At 61.7% G+C, this 21,823-nt stretch carries 17 protein-coding genes; 7 read left to right on the top strand and 10 right to left on the bottom strand.

The genetic code is table 11. The annotated features are described in order from the left end of the window. The first annotated feature begins 307 nt into the window (after positions 1 to 307). The 3 genes from QCE49_RS18150 to QCE49_RS18140 all read left to right on the top strand — a co-directional run bounded on the left by QCE49_RS18150 (position 308) and on the right by QCE49_RS18140 (position 4,446). Positions 308 to 1,426 carry a DegT/DnrJ/EryC1/StrS aminotransferase family protein gene (locus tag QCE49_RS18150; RefSeq protein ID WP_250458742.1) on the top strand — a complete coding sequence of 373 codons (1,119 nt, stop codon included), beginning with the start codon at positions 308 to 310 and terminating at the stop codon, positions 1,424 to 1,426. 105 nt (positions 1,427 to 1,531) lie between these two features. Continuing rightward, positions 1,532 to 3,034, top strand: coding sequence for a mannose-1-phosphate guanylyltransferase/mannose-6-phosphate isomerase (locus QCE49_RS18145; RefSeq protein ID WP_409017285.1), 1,503 nt, complete (start codon positions 1,532 to 1,534; stop codon positions 3,032 to 3,034). A gap of 35 nt (positions 3,035 to 3,069) precedes the next feature. Next, on the top strand, positions 3,070 to 4,446 hold the full coding sequence (locus QCE49_RS18140) for an undecaprenyl-phosphate glucose phosphotransferase (RefSeq protein ID WP_175980252.1): 1,377 nt from the start codon (positions 3,070 to 3,072) through the stop codon (positions 4,444 to 4,446). Between the two features lie 37 nt (positions 4,447 to 4,483). Here QCE49_RS18140 and QCE49_RS18135 read toward each other — a convergent pair whose 3' ends face one another. Beyond that, the gene (locus QCE49_RS18135; protein ID WP_175980251.1) at positions 4,484 to 5,251 is read right to left on the bottom strand and encodes a class I SAM-dependent methyltransferase; all 768 of its coding nucleotides are present in this window, start codon (positions 5,249 to 5,251) and stop codon (positions 4,484 to 4,486) included. A gap of 588 nt (positions 5,252 to 5,839) precedes the next feature. Here QCE49_RS18135 and QCE49_RS18130 point away from each other — a divergent pair. Then, entirely contained in the window at positions 5,840 to 6,829 is a 990-nt protein-coding gene (locus tag QCE49_RS18130; protein WP_008346313.1) for a GlxA family transcriptional regulator, read from the top strand. 109 nt (positions 6,830 to 6,938) lie between these two features. Here QCE49_RS18130 and QCE49_RS18125 read toward each other — a convergent pair whose 3' ends face one another. From QCE49_RS18125 to QCE49_RS18095, 7 genes are read right to left on the bottom strand one after another with little or no spacing between them, the layout of a single operon-like run. Beyond that, complete coding sequence (locus tag QCE49_RS18125) at positions 6,939 to 8,324, bottom strand: amidohydrolase family protein (RefSeq protein WP_008346314.1); 1,386 nt, start codon at positions 8,322 to 8,324, stop codon at positions 6,939 to 6,941. A 24-nt stretch (positions 8,325 to 8,348) separates the two neighbouring features. Next, entirely contained in the window at positions 8,349 to 9,686 is a 1,338-nt protein-coding gene (locus QCE49_RS18120; RefSeq protein WP_175980248.1) for a nucleobase:cation symporter-2 family protein, read from the bottom strand. A gap of 40 nt (positions 9,687 to 9,726) precedes the next feature. Then, positions 9,727 to 10,755: a GTP-binding protein gene (locus QCE49_RS18115; protein WP_175980247.1), complete on the bottom strand. Its 1,029-nt coding sequence runs from the start codon at positions 10,753 to 10,755 to the stop codon at positions 9,727 to 9,729. Positions 10,756 to 10,772: 17 nt separating this feature from the next. Continuing rightward, complete coding sequence (locus tag QCE49_RS18110) at positions 10,773 to 11,348, bottom strand: UbiX family flavin prenyltransferase (protein WP_008346317.1); 576 nt, start codon at positions 11,346 to 11,348, stop codon at positions 10,773 to 10,775. Beyond that, positions 11,345 to 12,730 (bottom strand): UbiD family decarboxylase, encoded by a 1,386-nt coding sequence (locus QCE49_RS18105; RefSeq protein ID WP_250458744.1) that lies wholly within the window; start codon positions 12,728 to 12,730, stop codon positions 11,345 to 11,347. The genes QCE49_RS18110 and QCE49_RS18105 overlap by 4 nt, the downstream gene beginning before the upstream one ends. A 54-nt stretch (positions 12,731 to 12,784) precedes the next feature. After that, positions 12,785 to 13,717, bottom strand: a complete 933-nt coding sequence (locus QCE49_RS18100; RefSeq protein ID WP_175980244.1) for an amidohydrolase family protein — start codon at positions 13,715 to 13,717, stop codon at positions 12,785 to 12,787. After that, positions 13,717 to 14,649, bottom strand: coding sequence for an amidohydrolase family protein (locus tag QCE49_RS18095; RefSeq protein WP_175980243.1), 933 nt, complete (start codon positions 14,647 to 14,649; stop codon positions 13,717 to 13,719). The genes QCE49_RS18100 and QCE49_RS18095 overlap by 1 nt, the downstream gene beginning before the upstream one ends. 241 nt (positions 14,650 to 14,890) lie before the next feature. Between QCE49_RS18095 and QCE49_RS18090 the strand changes: the two genes are divergently transcribed. Continuing rightward, the gene (locus QCE49_RS18090) at positions 14,891 to 15,784 is read left to right on the top strand and encodes a LysR substrate-binding domain-containing protein (RefSeq protein ID WP_250441357.1); all 894 of its coding nucleotides are present in this window, start codon (positions 14,891 to 14,893) and stop codon (positions 15,782 to 15,784) included. Here the strand turns inward: QCE49_RS18090 and QCE49_RS18085 are convergent. Beyond that, positions 15,762 to 16,667 (bottom strand): LysR substrate-binding domain-containing protein, encoded by a 906-nt coding sequence (locus tag QCE49_RS18085; RefSeq protein ID WP_250458746.1) that lies wholly within the window; start codon positions 16,665 to 16,667, stop codon positions 15,762 to 15,764. The genes QCE49_RS18090 and QCE49_RS18085 overlap by 23 nt on opposite strands. Before the next feature lie 106 nt (positions 16,668 to 16,773). Between QCE49_RS18085 and QCE49_RS18080 the strand changes: the two genes are divergently transcribed. Further along, positions 16,774 to 17,229 (top strand): (2Fe-2S)-binding protein, encoded by a 456-nt coding sequence (locus QCE49_RS18080; RefSeq protein WP_175980241.1) that lies wholly within the window; start codon positions 16,774 to 16,776, stop codon positions 17,227 to 17,229. Then, positions 17,230 to 19,437 carry a xanthine dehydrogenase family protein molybdopterin-binding subunit gene (locus QCE49_RS18075; protein ID WP_250458756.1) on the top strand — a complete coding sequence of 736 codons (2,208 nt, stop codon included), beginning with the start codon at positions 17,230 to 17,232 and terminating at the stop codon, positions 19,435 to 19,437. 12 nt (positions 19,438 to 19,449) lie between these two features. Here the strand turns inward: QCE49_RS18075 and QCE49_RS18070 are convergent, their stop codons facing one another. Continuing rightward, the gene (locus QCE49_RS18070) at positions 19,450 to 21,366 is read right to left on the bottom strand and encodes an AAA family ATPase (protein ID WP_250458768.1); all 1,917 of its coding nucleotides are present in this window, start codon (positions 21,364 to 21,366) and stop codon (positions 19,450 to 19,452) included. Positions 21,367 to 21,823: the final 457 nt, after the last annotated feature.

Raw genomic sequence — 21,823 nt, 5'->3', positions numbered from 1 at the left:
CGATTGCCAGATTAGCGAGGCATTCGGTCAATCATCAGCTTGTGGCGGACGTTGGCAAGGTATTGTCGCGACCGGGCTCTCTCGTCATCGATGACGCGGCCGCCATCTATGCGCCATGGACGGCTCATTACCCGCGAGACCCGCCTCAGCCAACGTCATGGCAGATTCGGCCACCCCGCCTGGCGCGGCTTTCCCCAATCCTATGCTGCGTGAACGCATGCAGGCCGTTACGGGATCGATTCGTCCTTGAACGGACCGGCTCAGACGAGCCATCAAGCATCGATCTTGACACCAGGAGAGGGACCTGATGATTCCAGTAAACGAACCCCTGCTCGAGGGAAACGAGAGGACATACCTGAACGAATGCATCGAAAGCGGCTGGATCTCGTCGGACGGCGTATTCGTCGAGCGCTTCGAACGCGCAATGGCTGCATATGTAGGCCGCAAGCATGCGATCGCCGTCGCAAACGGAAGCGCGGCGCTCGACGTCGCCGCCGCTGCACTGAGTTTCGAGCCGGACGATGAAGTCATCATCCCGACGCACACGATCATCTCCTGTGCATCGGCGATCGTTCGAACCGGCGCGCGACTGCGGCTCGTCGATTCGAATGCGGATACATGGAACATGGACGTAGCGAAAATCGAAGCGGCCATCACGAGCCGCACGCGCGCGATCATGGCCGTACATACCTTCGGCTTGCCGGTCGACATGAAGCCGGTGCTGGACCTCGCGAAGAAGTACGGCCTGGCTGTGATCGAAGACGCGGCGCAGGCTATCGGGCTCACCTATGAAGGAAAGCAATGCGGCAGCTTCGGCGATATCTCCTGCTTCAGCTTCTACGCGAACAAGCACATTACGACGGGCGAAGGCGGCATGATTCTCTGCGACGACGATGCACTGGCGGCGCGCGCAAGGAGTTTGCGAAATCTTTGCTTCAAGCCCGAGAGGCGGTTCGTGCATGAGGAGCTAGGCTGGAATTATCGTATGAGCAGTCTTCAGGCTGCGGTCGGGCTTGCGCAGTTCGAGAAGCTCGATGAACGCATCGCGAGAAAGCGCGCACTGGGGCGGCGTTACGAAGGGCTTTTGCATGATGTAAGGGGCCTGGAACTTGCTCCTGTTGCGTGTTCCTATGCCGAGAACATCTATTGGGTGTTCGGCGTGGTGCTGGATGATCGCCTGCCCATCGGCGCGGACGAAGCACGCGCAATACTCGCCGATGCCGGCGTTAGCGCGCGGCCATTCTTCTGGCCCATGCACGAGCAGCCTGTATTTCGCAAGCAAGGGTTATTCGAGGGCGAAAGTTATCCGGTCGCCGAGCGCATGAGCCGGCGCGGTTTCTATTTGCCGAGCGGACTTGCACTAACCGAAGCGCAGCAGGATCAAGCGGTGGCCGCGGTCCGGAACATGATGGCCGAGTATGTCTAGAAACTCCGCAAGCCATGCTCGCGGACATTGCCTGCTTCATATGACCGTCATCAGTCACATCGATGATGGGTCGTAACACCACGCAGTGCAGCCATGGAGAATGCAATGCGTTCGACCGACTCGATGTCGATGGCCAACGCGCTAGCGCCGCATATGCAGTCTTGCCGTCGCATTGTGCCGGTCATACTCGCGGGAGGATCGGGCACGCGCCTCTGGCCGATGTCGCGCGAGCAGTTTCCGAAGCAACTGATCGGCGTGGTCGGACGTGACTCGCTGCTTCAGGCTACCGTGTTACGAATGGACGGATTCTCCGGCGACTTCGACGTCGATATGCATCCGATCATCGTGTGTGGCGAAGAGCATCGTTTCACGACCGAGGAACAAGTGCGGTTATGCGGCGTCGATGCGCGGATCATTGTCGAGCCCGCGCGTCGTGATACTGCGCCCGCACTGACGCTCGCGGCGCTTGCGGCCGTCGAAAGAAACGAAGACGCGATTCTCGTCGCGATGCCTTCCGATCATTCGATCGCCGATCTTGGCGCGCTGCATGAAGCGATATCGATCGCCGCGGACTACGCCGATAGCGGAATGATCGTGACGTTAGGGGTTCCGCCGACGCGTCCCGATACCGGCTTCGGCTATATTCGTCTCGGCGAAGCGCTGGAGAAGGGTGCTCATCTTATCGACCGCTTCGTAGAAAAGCCTGCCGCCGAACTCGCCGCGCAATACCTCGCTGCACAAACATACTGGTGGAACAGCGGCATCTTTGTCGTTCGCGCGAGCGTGTGGCTCGATGCCCTGGCGCATCTCAATGCCGATATGCATGCGACATGCACGGCGGCACTGAAAGACGGCAAAGCCGATGGCCATTTCTTTCGTCCGTGTCCGAATCAGTTCGGCCGTGTGCCTTCCGATTCGATCGATTACGCGGTGATGGAGCATATCGGCGACGCTGGCTCGCCTTGCAACGGCGTAGTCGTGCCGCTGTCGGCGGGATGGTCAGACCTGGGATCGTGGGACGCAGTATGGGAGGCCATGGAAAAGGACGGCTTGGGCAATGTCGGAAGCGGCCGCGTGGTCTTCGAAGGCGCGACGTCGAGCTACGCGCGCTCCGATGGCGGACGGCTCGTCGCGTGCGTCGGCACGTCGAACGTCGTTGTCGTCGATACCGACGATGCCGTGCTGGTCGCCGATCGCTCGCACGCGCAGGACATCAAGCGCCTTGTCGCGCGCATCCGCGAACAGCATGCGCCCGAGGCCGAAACGCATCGCAAGGTTCGTCGTCCGTGGGGCTTTTACGATTCGATCGAACATGGCGAGCGTTTCCAGGTCAAGCGCATCGTCGTGGCGCCTGGCGCACGACTTTCGCTCCAGATGCACCATCATCGTGCGGAGCATTGGGTCGTCGTGCGCGGCACCGCGCTCGTCACGCGCGGGGACGATCAGTTTCTGTTGTCGGAAAATGAATCGACCTACATTCCGCTCGGCGTCCGGCATAGGCTGGAAAATCCGGGCAAGCTGCAGCTCGAGATCATCGAAGTTCAATCGGGTTCGTATCTCGGCGAAGACGATATCGTGCGGCTGGATGACTGCTATGGCCGTATCTGATGTTATCGACAAAGCTCACGAAGGCGGGGCATGACATGCGCGATATTCAAGGATTGCTGGCAAGGCTCTTCGATGTCGCGATGGTCGTCGGAGGGGCCACCGTTGCATCGCGGATCAGGTTCGACAACATCGCCGAACCGGGCTATTACGTGCCGTTCGTGGCCTTTGCTGCGGCGTTTTCGCTCGTATTGTTTCCGGGCTTCGGCGTGTACGAGTCGTGGCGCGGGCGCAGCAAGCTCGTGCTGACGAGCCGCGTGTCGCTCTCATGGCTGGTGGTGCAGGCGTGCGTCCTCGTGCTGATGTTCTCGCTGCATCGGCTCGATGATGTCTCGCGCCTCTGGTTCGCGTACTGGACTGCGATGTCGGGCGCGCTGATGATCGTGGGCCGTCTCGTCACGCATGCGGTGCTCGCGCGCATGCGTCACGCCGGGATGAACTTTCATGACGTGGCGGTCGTCGGTTGCGGGCGGCATTGCGAGTCGATCATGAAAAGAATCGAGCGCGCGAGCCATTCGGGTTTTCGTACGGTCGCGGTATTCAACGCATCGCCCGAATTGCCGATAACTTCAACAGTGCCGGTCTTCGAAGATTTTGACACCTTCGTGCGCCACGCTCGCGAGCAGCATGTGCATGAAGTCTGGCTTGCATTGCCGCTATCGCAGGAGAAAGCCATTCTGCGGTTCGTGAATGAGTTTCGCGACGATCTCGTCAACGTGCGATTCATTCCCGACGTGCGCAGCCTGGCCCTCTTCGAAAGCGGGGTGAGCGATTTGCTCGGGGTGGCGGCGATCAATCTCGTCGCTTCGCCGCTTTCGCAAAGAGCGCTATTGCAGAAGGATGTTTTCGACCGGCTGTTCGCGCTCGCGGCGCTCATCGCGGTCGCGCCGCTTCTGATCGTTATCGCAATCGCGGTCAAGCTTAGTTCGCCCGGGCCCGTATTCTTCAGACAGCGGCGCAAGGGCGCAGACGGACGCGAATTCACCATCTACAAGTTCAGGTCGATGCGCCTGCATATCGAACAGTCCGGCATGCTGAAACAGGCTACGCGCAATGATCCGCGCGTGACGCGTGTCGGTGCGTTTCTCCGGCGCACGAGTCTCGACGAGCTGCCGCAATTCTTCAACGTCCTGCTCGGCGACATGTCGGTCGTGGGACCGCGTCCACATGCGCTCGAACATGACGATCTCTACCAGAAAGTCGTGCAAGGTTATATCCATCGTTACCGCATCAAACCGGGCATCACCGGATGGGCGCAGGTCAATGGCTTTCGTGGGGAAACGGACCGGATCGAAAAGATGGAGGCGCGCGTGGCCCATGATTTGTACTATTTGGGAAATTGGACTTTCGCACTCGATATGCGGATCATTGCCGCGACGGTGTTCAAGGGTCTGCGCGGGGCCAACGCTTACTGAAGCGTAAGCATCGCGCCCGGCGTGCGCGATGCAGGCATCATCTCTTTCTCGCGACGAAGGTCGCCGACAGATCGGCGGCGCTAAGTTCGCCGCCCATCCATCTCACGCTGTCGAGCACTTCGAAGCCGCTGAGATCCAGCATCAACTCGACTTCAGGCTTGAACATATAACGCATGACGTGCGTCTCGAGAACGGTTTCGACGCATTGCGTCTTTCCGTCCGTCATCATGATGGTGTAGTTGACGGTGACGGTATTCTCATGAGGACGCATCAGCGGTTCGGCGATGCGGATTACCGCGGTTTCATCGCTCGTGGCGCGCTTGATGCGAACCTTGGGCGGGTCGGCCAGCACGGCGGGACCGTACCAGCAATCGAACAGAAAGAGTCCTGAGCGCGGCAGATGAGTCGCTGCGGTGTGGCACATCGCCATGAAATCGGCGTTCGTCGTCTGATAGCTTGCGACATGAAACAGCGAGACGACCGCGTCATATAGCTCTTCGGTGCGGACGCTTCGCGCATCGCCCTGCTGAAACTTCAGTCTCTTCGCCACCGTGCCCGGCAGTGAAGTCCGTCTCGCATCGGCGCGTGCGAGCATGTCGAAACTCATGTCGATGCCGGAAACCGAAAAGCCGGTGGCCGCAAGCTCCGCCGCGTGGCGTCCTGTCCCGCAACCGAGATCCATAAGATGGCCGCTGACTATTCCATATCGACCGAGCAGGTCGGTGACGAACGCGGCCTCCGCCTTGTAGTTCTTCTCGTGATAGAAAAGATCATAGTATTGCGAGTATCGCGTGCTGAAACTCATGTGAGCCACTCCGAATTAGAGTTGGTGCCCAACGCATGTCCGCGCAATGGCGCATTCGTCCAGGTGACCGAAGCGCCGCTCGATAACAAGTCTCACTTGACGTTCCGGTTCAAGACAGAGCGTAGCCTTCGCACGAATCGCGACTTCATGCGTGACGGAATTCGGCAAGATGTTGGCCGGGCCGCCTGTGCAGGCCGCGAGGCCGGTTTTGACAAGGCGATGACGGAAATAGAAGTTATGTTTCGGAGATCATCGAGTCTTCGATCCCGGAGGATGAAGGTGATCCGAATAGGTCATTCCGCAACACGGTCTTTTGTTTAGGCGCCGCGAAACGACATAGTTCGAACTCCGTATTAAGCGCCTTTCCATAACTTTCATGCACTTATTTTCAAACAGCCGAAGAGATCGAACAGTCGTGTTGTTATCGCGGCCGAACGCGCCGATCTCGGCCAAAACCATGCTTTTCGCCGCCATGGCGGAAAGAACGGATGCAATAGGAAACTACGCTCCCGAAATAGTACGGAATCGACGGCATCGGTACGGCCTGCGATCCGCAGACCTGCAACCGAAACATAGGAAGATAACGCCATGTCGAACGTTACAGCCTTCGGCGATGCAGAGTCGAGCGGTCTCTATCATGCAGCGGAAGAGAGAAGCACAAAGCTCATAGGAATCATGTTGTATGACGGATTTTCTCTTCTGGGCGCTGGAACGCTTGCCGAGGCGCTTCATATCGCCAACGAGTTGCAATCCGCTATCCTGAGCAATGGCGTGACCTATAGCGTTCGTCTCGTCTCCGCCCGCGGTGGCGCGATAGCTTGTTCATCGTCGGTCTGTGTGTGGACCGAGCGCTTAGGTGGCCAGCGCTTTCAGGGCTTCGACGCGCTATACATTGCAGGCGGCGCTGGCGTGACGCGCGCAGCTGCGGATGAAAGTCTCCTCGAGTCATTGAGGATCGCGTGTTCGCAAAGCGGCGCGGTCGGTTCGCTCGGCAATGGCGACGCGCTGCTCGCCGCCGCGGGCGTCGCCCGGCGCGACTGGGCTTCGATGGGACGCGGCGTATGGGCTGGCGGAACATTGAAAAGCACGACGTCGACCGAACGCGGCGATGCGCTCGTCAACTCGCTGGCGCTGGTGAAGCGCGATCTCGGCTATGACATCGCAACGGCTTTGGCAGACCGGCTGGCCTCGTCCAACGATCAGCATCTGCCAATCATGCTGAGTACCATCGGCACGACGACGCTCGCCGAGAAAGCGCAGGAATCCGCGCGCTGGCTGGAGCGCAATTGCGGCCGTCCCATCTCCGTCGGCGACGCGGCTCGCACCGTTGCGATGAGCGAGCGTAACTTTCTGCGGCTGTTCAAGCGTGAGATCGGTCTGACGCCTTCGCAATATCTTTTGCGTGCGCGTCTCGATTTGAGTTGCGAATTGCTTATTAAAAGCGACTTGCCGATCGACAAGATTGCGCGCAGGACCGGTTTGACCAATGGCGAAAGATTTTCGAAGGTATTCAGAAAGCAATTTCTGATGTCGCCAACGGAATACCGGTCTCGAAAGAAGAGCGGTGACGCAGTGTGATCGCACGTTTCGCGCTTCACAGGCGCAGCCGGAATAACTTCCTCCAACTCGATAGCGCAGGCATATCCACGTCGGGCGGAAAGCGCATCCTAACCATGGCAATGTCCCCCTAATCTGCCAACAGCACTTTCACGCCCTCGGCGGCTTCGTGTCGCAGGGCGTCGAGATCGAGGCCCGGGATCACGCCGTCATCGACGACCACGCGGCCGTTCACGATGTTGTAGCGAACGCGAGCCGGCTCGCCCGATGCCACGGGCGCCACGGCGAGATCGTGATAGCCATAGAAGCGCGGATCGTCGATGTCATAGAGAACGAGGTCCGCCGCCTTGCCGACTTCGAGCGTGCCTACTGCATCGAGACCGAGCACGCTTGCGCCGCCCGCGCTGCCCCAGTGAATCGTCTCCTCGATCGTCGTCGCCGATGCGCCCTGCGCCGCGCGATGCACGAGCCACGCGAAATGCGCCTCGTTGATCATGCTGCCCGATTCGTTCGACGCGACGCCATCGACCCCGAGCGACATCGGCACGCCTGCCGCGGACATTTGCGGTGCGGGGGCGATGCCGCTGCCAAGCCGCGCGTTGCTCACCGGGCAATGCGAGCAGCCGCTGCCGGTCTCCGCGAGCATCGCGATCTCGCTCGCTTCGAGATGCACGAGATGCGCGAACCACACATCGGGTCCGAGCCATTCGTGATCGGCGACGAATTCGACCGGCAACTTGTCGAAGCGCTCGCGGCAGAAATCGACATAACGTTGCGTCTCCGAAAGATGCGTGTGCATGCGCAAGCCCATGCCGCGTGCCGCGCGTGCGATCTCAGGCAGAAGATCGGGCGGCAGAGAGAAGGTCGGCGTCGTCGGCGCAACGACGACGCGGCGCATCGATGTCGCGCGGGCATCGTGATAGCGCGCCTTCAGGCGTTCGATATCGGCAAGCATCTGATCGAGCGTCTCGGGCTTTAACGCGACCTTCGAGAAGCCCGGATGATCGCCTGCCGCCTGCAACGCGCCGCCACGGCACAACACGAAGCGCAGGCCGAACGACGCCGCTTCGTCGAAGAGCAGATCGCCTGTTTCCGTGGTGCCTTCCGCGTGATAGAGATAGTGATGATCCGCGCACGTCGTCACGCCCGACAAAAGCAGTTCGGCCATGCCGAGGCGTGCAGCGACACGCGCGAGGTCCGGCGTGAAGCGAGCGAGCCGCGGATACGGCACCGCGGCGAGCCATTCCTGCAGATCGGCGTTGATGCCTGAAGGCACCGCTTTCAGCAGGTTCTGGAACAGGTGATGATGCGTGTTCACCCAGCCTGGATAGGCGACGCACGAGCGCGCATCGATGACGCGTTCGTCGTCGCGTGCGTCGAGATTCGGCGCGATGGCGCGGATGACGCCATCGCGGATGCGAATATCGACGTTGCCGAGCCGTGCGGCGTCGCCACACAATCCGCTCATCACCGCGACGGGATGTTTGATTAGTAATGCTTCGTTTGAGATGTTCATGAACGCTTGTCCTTTCAACACGTTTTACTCGCGCACCATGCTGGGCGCAGGTACGACGTCTTCCTCATGTGCGCCGTTGAGCACGGCGTTCAGCACGACCGACACGAGACACGCGAGCACGACGCCGCTGTGCACGAAGGGCTGCGTCCAGTCGGGCATCTGCTTGAACACTTGCGGCGCCATCACCGGGATGAGCGCGGTCGCGATCGTGAAGCCGACGATCAGCACGTTGTAGCGGTTGCGCTCGAAGTCCACTTTGGAGAGCGTCTGCACCCCCGCCGCGACCACGACGCCGAACATCGCGATGCCCGCGCCGCCGAGCGCAGCGGCAGGCGTCGATGCGACGACCGCGCCGATCTTGGGCACCAGCGCGACGACGCACATCAGCACGCCGCTCACCGCCACGACCCATCGGCTGCGCACGCCTGTCAGGATCACGAGTCCCACGTTCTCCATGAATGCGATGAACGGGAACGCGGCGAACATTCCGGCTATCGCGCTCGCGAGACCATTCGCGCGCATGCCGCGCACCGCGTCTTCCTCGCTGATGTTCTTGTCGACGATATCGCCGATCGCGACGAAGAGACCCATCGATTCGATCATCTGCACGACCATCACGACGATCATCGTCAGAACGGGCACCACGGAGAACACGGGCATGCCGAAGTGAAACGGCAACGGCATCGTGAACCACGGCGCGTTAGCGACGTTGGCGAAGTCGCCCATGCCGAGCGAGCAGGCAAGCACGCTGCCCGCGACAAGTCCGATCAGCACCGACAGATTGCGCAGGAACGCATTGGCAAAGCGGTTGACGGCGAGAATCACGAGCGCGACGAACAACGCGACGCAAAGGAACGGCAACGCGCCGAAGTGCCGCGCGTTCTCACCGCCGCCCGCCCATTGATACGCGACCGGAAAGAGCTGCAGTCCGATCACGGTGACGATGCAGCCGGTCACGACAGGCGGAAAGAAACGCCGCAAACGTCCGACGAGCGGCGCGGCGAACATCGTGAACACGCCCGCGCCGATCACCGCGCCGCACACGCCCGCGAAGCCGACGCCGGGGCTCAGGCCGATCGCGATGACCGGTCCCACGCTGCTGAACGCGACGCCTTGCAGAATAGGCAGACGCACGCCGAACTTCCATACGCCGACGGTTTGCAGCACCGTCGAGATGCCCGAGCAGAAAAGCGCCGTGCTGATGAGCACGGTGGTGTCAGCGGGCGACATCTTCAATGCGGATGCGACGATCAACGGCACGGCAATCGCGCCGATGTAAGCGACGAGCATATGTTGCAGGCCGAGCGTGATCATCTGCCGCTTGGGCAGGATGCGATCGACGGGATGTTGGTCGGTGTTCATCAACGTGTCTCCTGATTATCGTTATCGGCGGCTGCGTTCGTCAGGCCGCGACAGGCACCGCAAGGCAGGCATGAAAGCGCTCGGTCAGCGCGGCGCGGTCGAGTTCGCGTCCGATGAACACGATTCGGCTCGAACGCGGCTCATAGCCCCACGCCTGCGCCGCGCGCAATTCGATGATGTCGTGCACGCCTTGCAGCACGTAGCGATACGGCTGTCCTTTCACGGCGAAGATGCCCTTCATGCGAAAGAGGTTCGTCGCATCCGATGCGCGCAGTTCGGCGAGCCACGCTTGCAGCGCGTCGAGTTCGATATCGGCATCGACTTCGATGCCTACCGAGCTCACGCTTTCGTCGTGGTGATGATCGTCGTGGTGGTCATCGTGATCGTCGTCCGCTTCGACGAGTTGCTGGGCAAACTCATTCGCGCCCACGCCGAGAATCGCGCGCAGATCGATCTGCGCAAAACTCGATTCGACGATTTCAGCCGTTGCGTTGAGCCCGCGCAGCCGCTCTTTCAATGAAGCGATGTCCTGCGCCGTCACGAGGTCCACCTTGTTGACGACGATACGATCCGCGCACACGATCTGATCGACCGCCTGGTTGTCGCGGCCGTCGAGCACGAGATCGTCCAGATGCGCGGCGATATGCTTTGCATCGACCATCGTCACGACGGCATCGAGGGTCACGCGTTGCGCAATCGGATCGTCGATGAAGAAGGTCTGCGCGACAGGATACGGATCGGCGAGCCCGCTCGTCTCGACGATGATGTGATCGAGCCGCTCGGGCCGCTCCACCAGCATCCTCACGATGCGCACGAGGTCTTCGCGCACTGCGCCGACGCAGCATACGCATCCGTTCGTCATCTCGTAGATCTCTTCGGTCGATTCGAGCACGAGCCCGCCGTCTATGCCGACTTCGCCGAACTCGTTCTCGATCACCGCGATCTTGTGTCCATGCTTTTCGCGGAGGATGTAGTTGAGCAGCGTGGTTTTGCCCGCGCCGAGAAAGCCGGTCAGCACCGTGACCGGAATCTTCTGGAACGCGTTATGAGTCGTATGGATGTGAGTCATTGCTTGTCTCCTTTGAGTCAGTCAGCTTTATGTTCCTTCCAGCGTCGAACCACGTTGCAATCGAGGCCGAAGAGATCCAGCACGCGGCCGAGCGTGTGATCGATCATCTCGTCGAGCGAAGCAGGGCGCGCGTAGAACGCGGGCACCGGCGGCGCGACGATGCCGCCCATTTCGGTGACGGCGATCATGTTGCGCAGATGGGCCAGCGTGTACGGCGTTTCGCGTGCCAGCAGCACGAGCGGGCGTCGCTCCTTGAGCGTGACGTCGGCGGCGCGCGAGATGAGGCTCGATGAAAGTCCGCCGGCGATTTCGGCGAGCGTCTTCATCGAGCACGGCGCGACGATCATGCCGAGCGTGCTGAACGAACCGCTCGAAATGGCGGCGGCCATGTCATCGCATCGATAGGTGAAGCTCGCGAGCGGGTTGACATCGGCGAGCTTGTGTTCGGTCTCTTGCTGCATCGTCAGAAGCGCGCTGCGCGAGATCGTCACATGCGTTTCGATGTCGAGTTCGCGCAGCAATTCCAGAAGGCGCACGCCGTACGTGAAGCCCGATGCGCCGCTGATACCGACCGCGATGCGCCGCGTGCTCATCGTGCGGCTCCTTTCAAAATGGCGGCTGCACGTTGCATCGCATCTTCGCCGATGCGCGCACGTATGCCGTCGAATTGCGAGCCGCGCGTCGCGTCGATGCCCATGCGCGATGTGGTGCCTTCGACGGACGACGAAGGATCGAGCGGGCTGCCCGGCAATCCGCCGACGATGAACACATCGTCATGCGGTTGCGCATGTGCCGCGATCGCCCAGAGCACTTGCGAGTCGTCGGTTATGTCGATATCGCCATCGACGGCGACGACATGCTTGAGATACGGATCCCAGCCCAGCAACGCGAGCATGATCTGACGCGCTTCGCCATCGCGCGTCTGATTCAGCGCCACATAGCAATGAAAATGCGTGCCGGAGTTCGGGTAATGCAGCGCAGTGACCGCTGGAAAACGCGCCTTCAGCTTCTCGCTCATTTCCGCTTCGCGCGGCAGACGAGCGAGCGTGAGATGCTCGGCATACGGACCACCGACGACATCGACGAGCCATGCATCGCGGCGGCGCATCATCGTATCGACGCGCATAACGTTGTTGGTCGAACGGTCCGACGAATAGCCGGTGAACTCGCCGAACGGACCTTCATCGGCGCGCGCATCGGGATCGATCGTGCCTTCGAGCACGAACTCCGCGGCCGCCGGCACGCCAATGCCATAACGCGGCGTGCGTACCAGTTCGAGCGGTGCGCCGAACAGTCCGCCGGCGATGGCGCGCTCGTCTGTGCCGAACGGCACGCGCGATGCCGCCGCGAGCATGAACAACGGATGCGCGCCGATGACCATCGCAACCTTGAGCGTGTCGCCGCGCGCCTTCGCCGTCTGCAACATGCGCCACAGATGACCGCGCGAATGCAGGCTCGTTGCGAGCGCGTTCCTCGCATGAAGCATCGAACGGTGATAGCTCATGTTCGCGATGCCGGTCACCGGATCTTCGGCGACGATTACCGCGTTCGTGATGTACGCGCCGCGATCGGTGGCGAAGTGGCGAATCATCGGCACATGCGCGAGATCGACCGCGTCGGCTTCGACGACTTCATCGAGCACGGGACCGCGCGCGACATGCAGCGGCGCGATCGGTGCATTCGCGCGTTGCTGATAGGCGTCGAAGAGGCCGCGCGCATCGACATCGAACAGACGGGCGATACGCTCGCGCGATGCGAAGAAGTTGGTCGCCAAAGGCGTTGCGATACCTTCGACGTGCTCGCATACGAGCATCGGATGCTTCCCGCGCGCGGCAAGCGCAGCGACGATCGCGCTGACGTCCTGATCGGCGGACAACTGTTGCGTGAGCGTCAGCACATCGTGGGGATATTGCTCGCGATATGCGTGCGCAAAGCAATGAAAGTCCTGCGTGGCGCGAAAGAGGTTATCGGCCATCGTGAGCTCCGTCGAGAGAAAGAAGGGCGCGTGAGCGACCGCGCCCGCATGACATCAGGCCGTCTGCGCGACTTCGTCGTTCTTTACATACGTGGCCTTCAATCGTTTCTCCGCTTCGGCAAGGTCCTTCGGCGGTTTAGTCGGCTCGATGCCCACCAGTCGCGCGATGTTATTGCCCATGTAGTCTTCGAGACCGTCCTCATCGAGGTCCATGCCTTGCGGCGCGGGACCGCACAGCATCTCCAGTTCGCGCAGCCACATGCCCGGCTCGTTCGGCGGCGAATCGGTGCCGAACACGATCTTGTTGCGCGGCAACTCGCGCGCGAACTCGACGATGCGCGACTGATAGCACCAGCCCGATTCGCAATACACGTTGGGCGTATCCATCGCCATCCAGAAGGCTTCGAACGAGTAATTGCCGCCCGTCTGGATCCCGAAGTGACCGATGATGAAATTCACCATCGGGAATTCGCGGATGATCGGATAGAACTGCGTGGGAATCGTGTACGGTCCATCGCCTGTGTGAATCAGCACGACGACGCCCAACTCGGCGCATTTCTTCATCGCAGGGCGCAGCCAGTCGAGCGCGCGATCCGGCCGATAGCCATGCATGTTCGCGTGCAGCTTGAGCATCTTGAAGCCGTATTCCTTGACGTGAAATTCGAGTTCCGCCGCGCCGTTTTCCGGACCCCAGCGCGGGTTATACGTGAAGTTGCCGATGAAACGATCGGGATACTTCTGCGTCAGCTCCGCGATATACGACATGTAATCGCGAATGCCTTCGCGCCCGCGCCGGTTGCCGTCGCGATAGCCGGTGTTTCCCGGCGGCGGCTGGATGAAACCCATGTCGATGCGGCGCGGCTTGCCGTTGATGATGTACGGACCGTCCATCATCTTGAGAAGGCGTTCGCCGGTGAACGGCTCGCCCGTGTGCCGCCAGGCTTCGTCGACGAGATTGGTCGGATGCAGATGGGTATCGATGATCATCAGCGCGCTCCTGCGTAGTCAGCTTCTTTGTATTGGTCGAGATTGGCTTGCGCTTCTTCGACGCTTTTGGGCGGCGCGCTCGGTTCGATGCCGAGCATGCGCGCGAGGTTGTTGCCGAGATAATCCTCGAGCGTGTCTTCGTCGAGATTGAGGCCTTGCGGCGGTTCGTGACACAGCACTTCGAGCAGGCGCAGCCACATGCCCGGTTCGTTGGGCGGCGTGTCGGAGCCATAGAGAATCTTGTGCGTCGGCAATACCTTCGCGAATTCGACGATGCGCGATTGCAGGCACCAGCTCGATTCGCAATAGACGTTCGGCGTATCGAGCGCCATCTGATAAGGCTCGAAGCAATACACGCCGCCGGTCTGCACGCCGAAGTGCGCCATGATGAACGGCACCGACGGAAACTCGCGGATCAGCGGATACCATTCGCTCGGAATGCTGTACGGTCCGTCGCCGGTATGCAGCTTCACGATGAGCCCGAGGTCCGCGCATTTGCGCAACGCGGGACGCAGCCAGTCGAGCGCGCGGTCCGGCCGATACGCGTGCATGTTGGCCTGCAACTGCACCATCCTGAAGCCGTGTTCCTTCGCGTAGAACTCGATTGCGTCGGCGCCGTTCTCGGGGCCGCAGCGCGGGTTATAGACAAAGCAGCCGAGCAGGCGGTCGGGATACTTCTGCGTCATCTCGACGGTGTACGCCATGTAGTCGTCGATCGACTCGCGGCCGCTTCTCACGCCATCGGTCCACGTATAGATGGTGTTGCCTTGCGGCGGTTGGATGAATGCCTTGTCGATGCGACGCGGCTTGCCGTTGATGATGTACGGGCCGTCCATCACCTCGATCAGACGCTCGCCCGAAAAGGGTTCGCCGTCATGGCGCCAGGCGAGGTCGACGAGATTGGTCGGATAACAGCTTGTGTCGATGATCATGGGTCTCGATCTCCTTGAGGGGAACTGGCGTGTCCAGTTGCCGGATCGCGGGCAGGCGCGTCGATGGAACAAGAGCTCTTGCGAGCTTGCCCATGCGGCCTTTTGCAAGACGCGTTGATGCGCCTTCCCCTCGCCGGCATCGAGTGTCACACTGACGTGCACTGCTGCTTGCGATGCAGTCTCACAAGTTATGCGCGCTCTGTACAATATTTTTTGACCACGATCTTGATACGTTAGCGATATGGACATGCGGCTTTTGCGGTACTTCGCGGTGCTCGCCGATGAACTCCATTTCGGCCGCGCAGCCGCGCGCCTGCACATTTCGCAGCCGCCCCTGAGTCAGCAGATCCGCATCCTTGAAGAGGAAATGGGCACTGCGCTTTTCTTGCGCTCGCAACATCGCGTCGAACTCACCGAGGCAGGGAAAACACTGAAAGAACAGGCGCCGCTGATCTTCGCGCAGTTCGAGCGCGCGATCGATCTCACGCGTTGCGCGGGACGTGGCGAAGTGGGAAGTCTCGAGATCGGCGTCATCAGCTCGGCGATGGTCGAGCCGATTCCACGCGCGCTCGGCGAGTTCGCGCGCAAGCATCCGCAAGTCAGATGGACGCTTCACGAGATGACGCCCGCCGCGCAGATTCAGGCGCTGAAAGAGCGGCGGCTCGACGTGTGCTTCTTTCGCGTGTCGCACGAAGATCCGGAGATCGTCAGCGAAGTCGTGTTGCGCGAGTCTGCCGTGGTCGCATTGCCGCTCGCGCATCCGCTCGCTTCACGCGCGGATATCGCGCTGCGTGATCTCGAAGCCGAGCGCTTTCTGTCGTTTGGTCTGCTGCAATCGCAACTCGCGCGGTTTCTGCGCGACTGTTGCGTCGAAGCGGGATTCACGCCGCGCATCGAGCAGGAAGTCGTCGAACTGCATACGCTGCTATGTCTGTTGCGCGAAGGGCTCGGCATTGCGCTGCTGCCGGCATCGGCGCAACAGCTGTCGGGCGGCGGCGTGGCATTCGTGCCGCTCGCAGCGCCCGCGCCCGAAGTCTCGCTTCATGCGCGTTATCGCGCGGACACGCCGTCGCCGGTGCTGGCGCGGTTTCTCGATACCGTGCGCGAAGTCGTCAGTCCGGATCGCGTGCGTTGACCGTTTGCGCGACGAGCTCGCGTATCGCATCGACGAGCGGCGCAACGCGTGCCGACTTCTCGCGCGGCCACACGGCGTAGAGGTTGTAGTGCGTCGGAATCTCGACGCGTGTGAGTTCGACGAGCTTGCCGTCGCGTTGCGCGTCGGCGGCGAGCAGGCCGCGCGCAAGTCCCACGCCGACGCCCGCGCTCGCGGCGGCGATCAGCCCCGCAGCGTTGTCAAAGACGGCGACTGCGTGCGGCTCCGCTTCCGGCAGGCCCGCCGCGGCGAGCCACGGAATCCACGAGCGCTTCGTGTAGCCGAGCAAGGGCAGCGCGAGCACTTGTTCCGGCGCGAGCGGCACGCTGAGTCCGCGCGCGCTCAACAATGCGGGCGAGCCCATGACCGTCAGACGGTCGCCGCAGATGAGCGCGTTCTCGAAGCCGTCCCATTCGCCATAGCCGTAACGCAGCGCGAGATCGACGCGTTCGAACGCGCTGCGGTCATGACGTGGCGCGGAAAGCATCGTCAGCGACGTGTCCGTCAATGCGCCGAGCAACGCGGGCAGGCGCGCGACGAGCCAGCTTTGCGCAAGCTCCGGATCGACGTCGAGCGTAATCGACTGCTTCACCGCGCGCTCCTTCACCGACGACAACGCGCGATCGATCTGCTCGAAGCCATCGCCTAGCTGATTCGCGAAGAGCGCGCCGGCATCGGTGAGCACGACGCGCGCGCCTTCGCGCACGAACAGCGGCTGGCCGACGAACTCTTCGAGCGTGCGGATCTGCTGGCTGATCGCGCTATGCGTGAGCGACAACTGACGCGCCGCGCTCGAAAAGCTGCCGGCGCGCGCCGCCTGCAAGAAGGCCTGCATCGACTGGATCGAAGGGTAGCGCTTCAACATGGGTGTTAGCCAGGCTTACGGGTGATCAAAGAAATCGTCGCTGGCGTTCTTGCATGACGGCTTCCGATAATGGCCGCAAGCTCGAACGACATTCAGGAGACAGCGCATGATCGAAATCGTCGTCAATGACGCGCGGCACTCGCTCGACAATGTACCGGAAGACATGCCGCTGTTGTGGGTGCTGCGCGATCGCATCGGTTTGACGGGCACGAAATTCGGCTGCGGCGGGGGCTTTTGCGGCGCATGCACGGTGCATCTCGATGGCGAGGCCGTGCGTTCGTGCCTGCTGCCGATAGCGGCCGTGGCGGGCAGGCGCATCACGACCATCGAAGGTCTTTCCAGGGACGGCACGCATCCGTTGCAGCGCGCGTGGGTTGCGGAAGACGTGCCGCAATGCGGCTATTGTCAGTCGGGACAGTTGATGCAGGCAGCGGCGTTTCTGAAGGGCAAACCGTCCGTGAGCGATGACGCCATCGCCGCTGCGATGTCCGGCAACATCTGCCGCTGCGGAACGTATGCGCGCATCCGGAAGGCCATCAAGCGCGCGGCGGCGGAGGTCTGAATGCGTATCGAACATCACGCAGCGCGCCGTCGTTTCATCAAGCAGAGTTCGGCGCTGCTGGCAGCGGGCCTATCCGTTGGATTTCGATTGCCCGATGCGTTGGCGAAGAACGGCGATGCTCATCCGCGTGACGGCGAATTCGAGCCGAACGCATGGGTGCGCGTGCTGCCCGACGACACGATCAAGCTCGTCGTCCACAAGCACGATTCGGGCACGGGCACGCGCACCGCGCTCGCCGCGCTCGTCGCCGAAGAGCTGGATGTCGATCCGTTTCGCATCGACGTCATCACGCCCGAGAATCCTTTCTATGCCGATTACATTCATCCCTTGTGGAAGGTGTTTTCCACGGGCGGAAGCACGAGCGTCTCGCTGGAATACGATCGCTTGCGGCGCGCGGGCGCGACTGCGCGTGCCATGCTGATCGAAGCCGCCGCGAAACAATGGAAGGTATCGCCGTCAACGTGCTCGACCGATAACGGCTTCGTGATCGACAACGCGAGCGGCGCGCGTGCGAGCTATGGATCGCTTGCCGTCATCGCCGCGAGCGTGCCCGCGCCAAAAGACGTGCCGTTGAAAGACGCATCGCAATTCAGGTACATCGGCAAGCTGAGCAAGAAGCGCGACGCGGCGCAGAAGGTATGCGGCGCGTTCGCGTATGGCATCGACGTGCGTTTGCCCGGCATGCTCGTCGCGGTCGTGACGCGTGCGCCCGTCATCGACGCGCGCGTGCGCAGCGTCGATGCGAAAGAGGCGCTCGCCGTGCCCGGCGTGCGGCAAGTGCTGCCGATACCCGGACGTCCCGATGTGCTCGGCGGCAATCAGGCGGGCGTCGCCATTCTCGCCGACGACTACTGGTCCGCGCACAAGGGACAAGCCGCATTGCGCGTCGAATGGGAAGACAGTCCGTTCGAAAACTTCGATAGCCGCGATATGCCCGCGCGCCAGGCTGCATGGCTCGACGATCCCGCTGCGCGCGTCGTGCCGACCATCACGAACGGCGACGCCGATGCCATTCTCAAGCATGGCGCGCGCGTGATTCAGGCGTCTTATTCGATGCCGTACAAGGCCGCGAATCCGCTCGAACCCATCAACGTGACGGCGTGGTCGAAGGAGGGCGGCATTGCGTATTGGGGCGGCTTGCAAGTGCCGTCGACGGCGCAGGAGGCGGCGCAAGTCATCGGCGGCATTCCGGCCGATCGTGTCGTGCTGCATGAACTGGTTTCGGGCGGCAGCTTCGGTGCGCGCGAATCGAAGTACTGGCTCTTCGAAGTCACATGGCTCGCGTTGCAAACCGGCAAGCCCGTCAAGCTGATGAACAGCCGCGAGGACGAAATGCGCGCGCTCTTCTATCACTCGGCGAGTCATCATCGCGCAAAGGCCACGCTCGATGCACGCGGCAATCTTTCGGCGCTGCAACTGCGCGCGGTGATGCCGGCATCGCCGGAACAATGGGAGCCGGGCTATTTCGGTCGTCCCGATCGCATGGACTACAGCACCACGGAAGCAATCAGCAAGTTCGAGTTCGCGTATGGCGCGCCGAATGTAGATATCGGCTGGGTGCGTCATGAAACGGGCGTGCCAACGGGCTGGTATCGCGCGGTGAGTTATATCCCGAACGTGTTCGCGGTCGAATCGTTCATGGATGAAGCCGCGCATAAGGGACATCGCGATGCGGTGGACTTTCGCATCGCGCATATGAAGGACGCGCGCCATGTCGCGGTATTGCGCGAGGCCGCGATGCGGGCCGGTTGGGGCAAGCCGTTGCCGCGCGGCACCGCGCTCGGCGTTGCGACGAATCGCGCGTACGGCAGTTATGTCGCGGTGATCGCGCGCGTCTCGCGCAAGGATGACGGTATCGTGATCGAGAAGCTCACGTGCGTGGCCGACTGCGGGCTCGCGGTGTCGCCCGGCGGTGTGGAAGAGCAGCTATACGGCGGCTTGATGTGGGGACTCGGACACGCACTCGCCGACCGCATCGACATTCGGCACGGCCAGGTTCAGCAGACCAATTTCGATGCGTATCGCGTGATGCGTATGAGCGACATGCCCGACATCGACATACGCATCATGCAGGGCGATCCGGCGAAGCCTGGCGGCGTAGGCGAGTTGTCGAGCCCGTCGGTTGCGCCGGCCGTTGCCAATGCCGTGTTCACGCTGACCGGCAAGCGCCTGCGCGAGACGCCGTTCGATTTGCGACGGCTCGCGTGAAGAAGTAACCGCTCAGGCGGCCAGCACTTCGTTGGCCGCCTCGACATTCGCGACAGCCGCCGCATGCTCGCGGATCAGGCGATAAACCGTCTCGCCCGGCACGGTTTCCGATTCGAGCAATTCATCGGCGATCGCGCGCAACACCGGCTCGTTGGCTTGCAGCAGGGCGAAGCATTCGTCGCTCAGATCGTGCAGCAACGCGTTCGCATGACCGATCGAATTCTTGAGCTGCAAGCCCGCATACTGCTGCGGCAACGCCGCGAGGCTGAACAGATTGCCTTCCTCGTTGAAGCCGAACTTCGACACCATATCGAGGCTGATGCGCGACGCCTCCTGAAGATCCGATGCCGCGCCGCTCGATGCTTCCTTGAACATGAGCAGTTCCGCGTTGCGCCCGCCGAGCAGCACCTGAATCTCGTTGCGCAATTCGGTTTCGCGATACAGATGCTTGTCCTGCATCTTCGTGATGAGCGCGACGCCCAGAGCGCCGCCGCGCGGCAGGATCGTCACTTCTTCGAGCACGCCGGTGCCGAGCAGCGCCGCAACGAGGCCGTGACCCGCTTCATGCACCGCGATGCGCGTGCGTTCGTCATCCGATAGCGCGCGTTCCGCGCCGTTCACATCGCCGATGCGCGCGATCTTGATCGCTTCGAGGAAATGCGCCGCCGATACTTCACGTTCGCCCGCCTTGCGCGCGACGAGTCCTGCCTGATTGACGATCATCGACAGCGTGGCGGGCGAGAGGCCCGTCGTCAGACGTGCGAGCTGATCGAAGTCGATGTCGTCGCGCTTCGTCTTCAAGCTGTCCGCGTAGAAACGCAGGATGTCCGCGCGATCTTCGACGCCCGGCAAACGCACTTGCACCGTGCGATCGAAACGGCCGGGACGACGCAGCGCTTCATCGAGATTGTCGGGATGATTCGTCGCCGCGACGATGATGACGCCTTCGTTCGATGCGAAGCCGTCCATCTCCGCGAGCAGTTGATTGATGATGCGATTGCTTTCCGCTTCGACCGGGCCGCCGCCGGTGTCGGTGCGCTTGCCGAGGCCATCGGCTTCGTCGATGAAGATGACGGTCGGCGCATTCTTGCGCGCGAGCTCGAACAGATGCTTCACCTTCTGAATGCCGACGCCGTAGTACTTCGCGCTGAAATAACTGCCCGTGATCGCGATGAAGTTCGCGCCGCATTCGCCCGCGAGCGCCTGCGCGAGCCGCGTCTTGCCGACGCCCGGTCCGCCCGTCATCAGGATGCCGCACGGCGCGCGCACGCCCATGCCGGTGAATTGCGCGGGCTCGGTGAGCCACGCGCGCACGTCGTTGAGCGCGGCTTTCGCTTCGCCCGCGCCGATGACGTCATCGAAACGCAGCGTCGGCGATTCGCCGAGCAATTGCGCGCCGCCGCGCATTTCGCGGCGCATGAACCAGAGAAGGCCGCCGATCATCAGGAGCGGCAGCAAGAGACTCAGCGCGTCGCGCGAACGGTCGAACATCTCGCTCCAGCGCGCAATGCCCGTGCGCACGTTGGCGTCGGGCAGCCATACGAGTTGATACGGCGAGGCCGCGTCGGGCTTCATATCGCCGAGCAGCAATGCGTTGGAGAACGCGCCGTTATGATCGGCCACGTAATACTTCTCGCCCTTCGTCGTGGAGACGAGAATCGCGTCGGGACTCACACCGATCGTCGCGACATTCTTCGCGCGAATATCGGTCAGCATTTCCGATGCGTCTTTCTCGCGATGCGTCCACGGCGATGCGTCATGGCGCATCTGATTGGCGACGCCCGTCAGCGCCGCCGTCTGCGATTGCGCGGTCCGCACTTCATGGCGCCAATGCAGAAAGCCCGCGCCCGTCACGAGCGCGGCCGCGATCACACCATAAGCGATATATCGGCCAACGCGTGACCGCAGCGAATTCCTTGCCGGTTTCATCAATTCTGTCCAATGGGCCCGCACGCGCGGCGCCCTAAAGCAATCGTCGGAGGAATGGCATCCGAACGTGTGTCTCTTATCGTGCTTCGGTGGTGGGATGCCCGCGCGCATGTCTTGATGCTCAAGATGGCGAAGCGATCGACCTTGAACCGCAGATCGTCAACCATGCGAGCATGGCCCTGTTTGCAGGGATTGCTTCGCTGGAATGGTGCCCGTAATGCATGACCATTCGATAACGCGAAGCAGCGCGCGAACGAGCGTTCGACACGCCGTTTCAAATACACGTCCCTTTTTTTTGATTAACGGCAGGTAACGGGTCTTCTTGACGGCAGTGTAAAAAACGCGTGATCCGCGCTCGCAGCGTGATGCGGGTTTGATGGCGTATGCAGGACGAGGCCAAGGATAGCACGGCAGAAAACGATGCTCCATCCGGTAAGGAATACTGCTTGCTTACGCT

The organism is Caballeronia sp. LZ008 (assembly GCF_031451435.1).
GTDB classification, from domain to species: Bacteria; Pseudomonadota; Gammaproteobacteria; order Burkholderiales; family Burkholderiaceae; genus Caballeronia; species Caballeronia zhejiangensis.
Note: the sequence above shows the minus strand (reverse complement) of the source record. Positions and strands in the feature narration are given on the sequence as shown.

Excerpts from the sequence above, each read along its gene's own strand:
- QCE49_RS18140 (WP_175980252.1), top strand. The coding sequence starts at position 3,070 with ATGCGCGATATTCAAGGATTGCTGGCAAGGCTCTTCGATGTCGCGATG.
- QCE49_RS18100 (WP_175980244.1), bottom strand. The coding sequence starts at position 13,717 with ATGATCATCGATACCCATCTGCATCCGACCAATCTCGTCGACGAAGCC.
- QCE49_RS18130 (WP_008346313.1), top strand. The coding sequence starts at position 5,840 with ATGTCGAACGTTACAGCCTTCGGCGATGCAGAGTCGAGCGGTCTCTAT.
- QCE49_RS18125 (WP_008346314.1), bottom strand. The coding sequence starts at position 8,324 with ATGAACATCTCAAACGAAGCATTACTAATCAAACATCCCGTCGCGGTG.
- QCE49_RS18145 (WP_409017285.1), top strand. The coding sequence starts at position 1,532 with ATGCGTTCGACCGACTCGATGTCGATGGCCAACGCGCTAGCGCCGCAT.
- QCE49_RS18150 (WP_250458742.1), top strand. The coding sequence starts at position 308 with ATGATTCCAGTAAACGAACCCCTGCTCGAGGGAAACGAGAGGACATAC.
- QCE49_RS18085 (WP_250458746.1), bottom strand. The coding sequence starts at position 16,667 with ATGTTGAAGCGCTACCCTTCGATCCAGTCGATGCAGGCCTTCTTGCAG.
- QCE49_RS18090 (WP_250441357.1), top strand. The coding sequence starts at position 14,891 with ATGGACATGCGGCTTTTGCGGTACTTCGCGGTGCTCGCCGATGAACTC.
- QCE49_RS18070 (WP_250458768.1), bottom strand. The coding sequence starts at position 21,366 with ATGAAACCGGCAAGGAATTCGCTGCGGTCACGCGTTGGCCGATATATC.
- QCE49_RS18135 (WP_175980251.1), bottom strand. The coding sequence starts at position 5,251 with ATGAGTTTCAGCACGCGATACTCGCAATACTATGATCTTTTCTATCAC.
- QCE49_RS18120 (WP_175980248.1), bottom strand. The coding sequence starts at position 9,686 with ATGAACACCGACCAACATCCCGTCGATCGCATCCTGCCCAAGCGGCAG.
- QCE49_RS18080 (WP_175980241.1), top strand. The coding sequence starts at position 16,774 with ATGATCGAAATCGTCGTCAATGACGCGCGGCACTCGCTCGACAATGTA.
- QCE49_RS18115 (WP_175980247.1), bottom strand. The coding sequence starts at position 10,755 with ATGACTCACATCCATACGACTCATAACGCGTTCCAGAAGATTCCGGTC.
- QCE49_RS18110 (WP_008346317.1), bottom strand. The coding sequence starts at position 11,348 with ATGAGCACGCGGCGCATCGCGGTCGGTATCAGCGGCGCATCGGGCTTC.
- QCE49_RS18075 (WP_250458756.1), top strand. The coding sequence starts at position 17,230 with ATGCGTATCGAACATCACGCAGCGCGCCGTCGTTTCATCAAGCAGAGT.
- QCE49_RS18105 (WP_250458744.1), bottom strand. The coding sequence starts at position 12,730 with ATGGCCGATAACCTCTTTCGCGCCACGCAGGACTTTCATTGCTTTGCG.
- QCE49_RS18095 (WP_175980243.1), bottom strand. The coding sequence starts at position 14,649 with ATGATCATCGACACAAGCTGTTATCCGACCAATCTCGTCGACCTCGCC.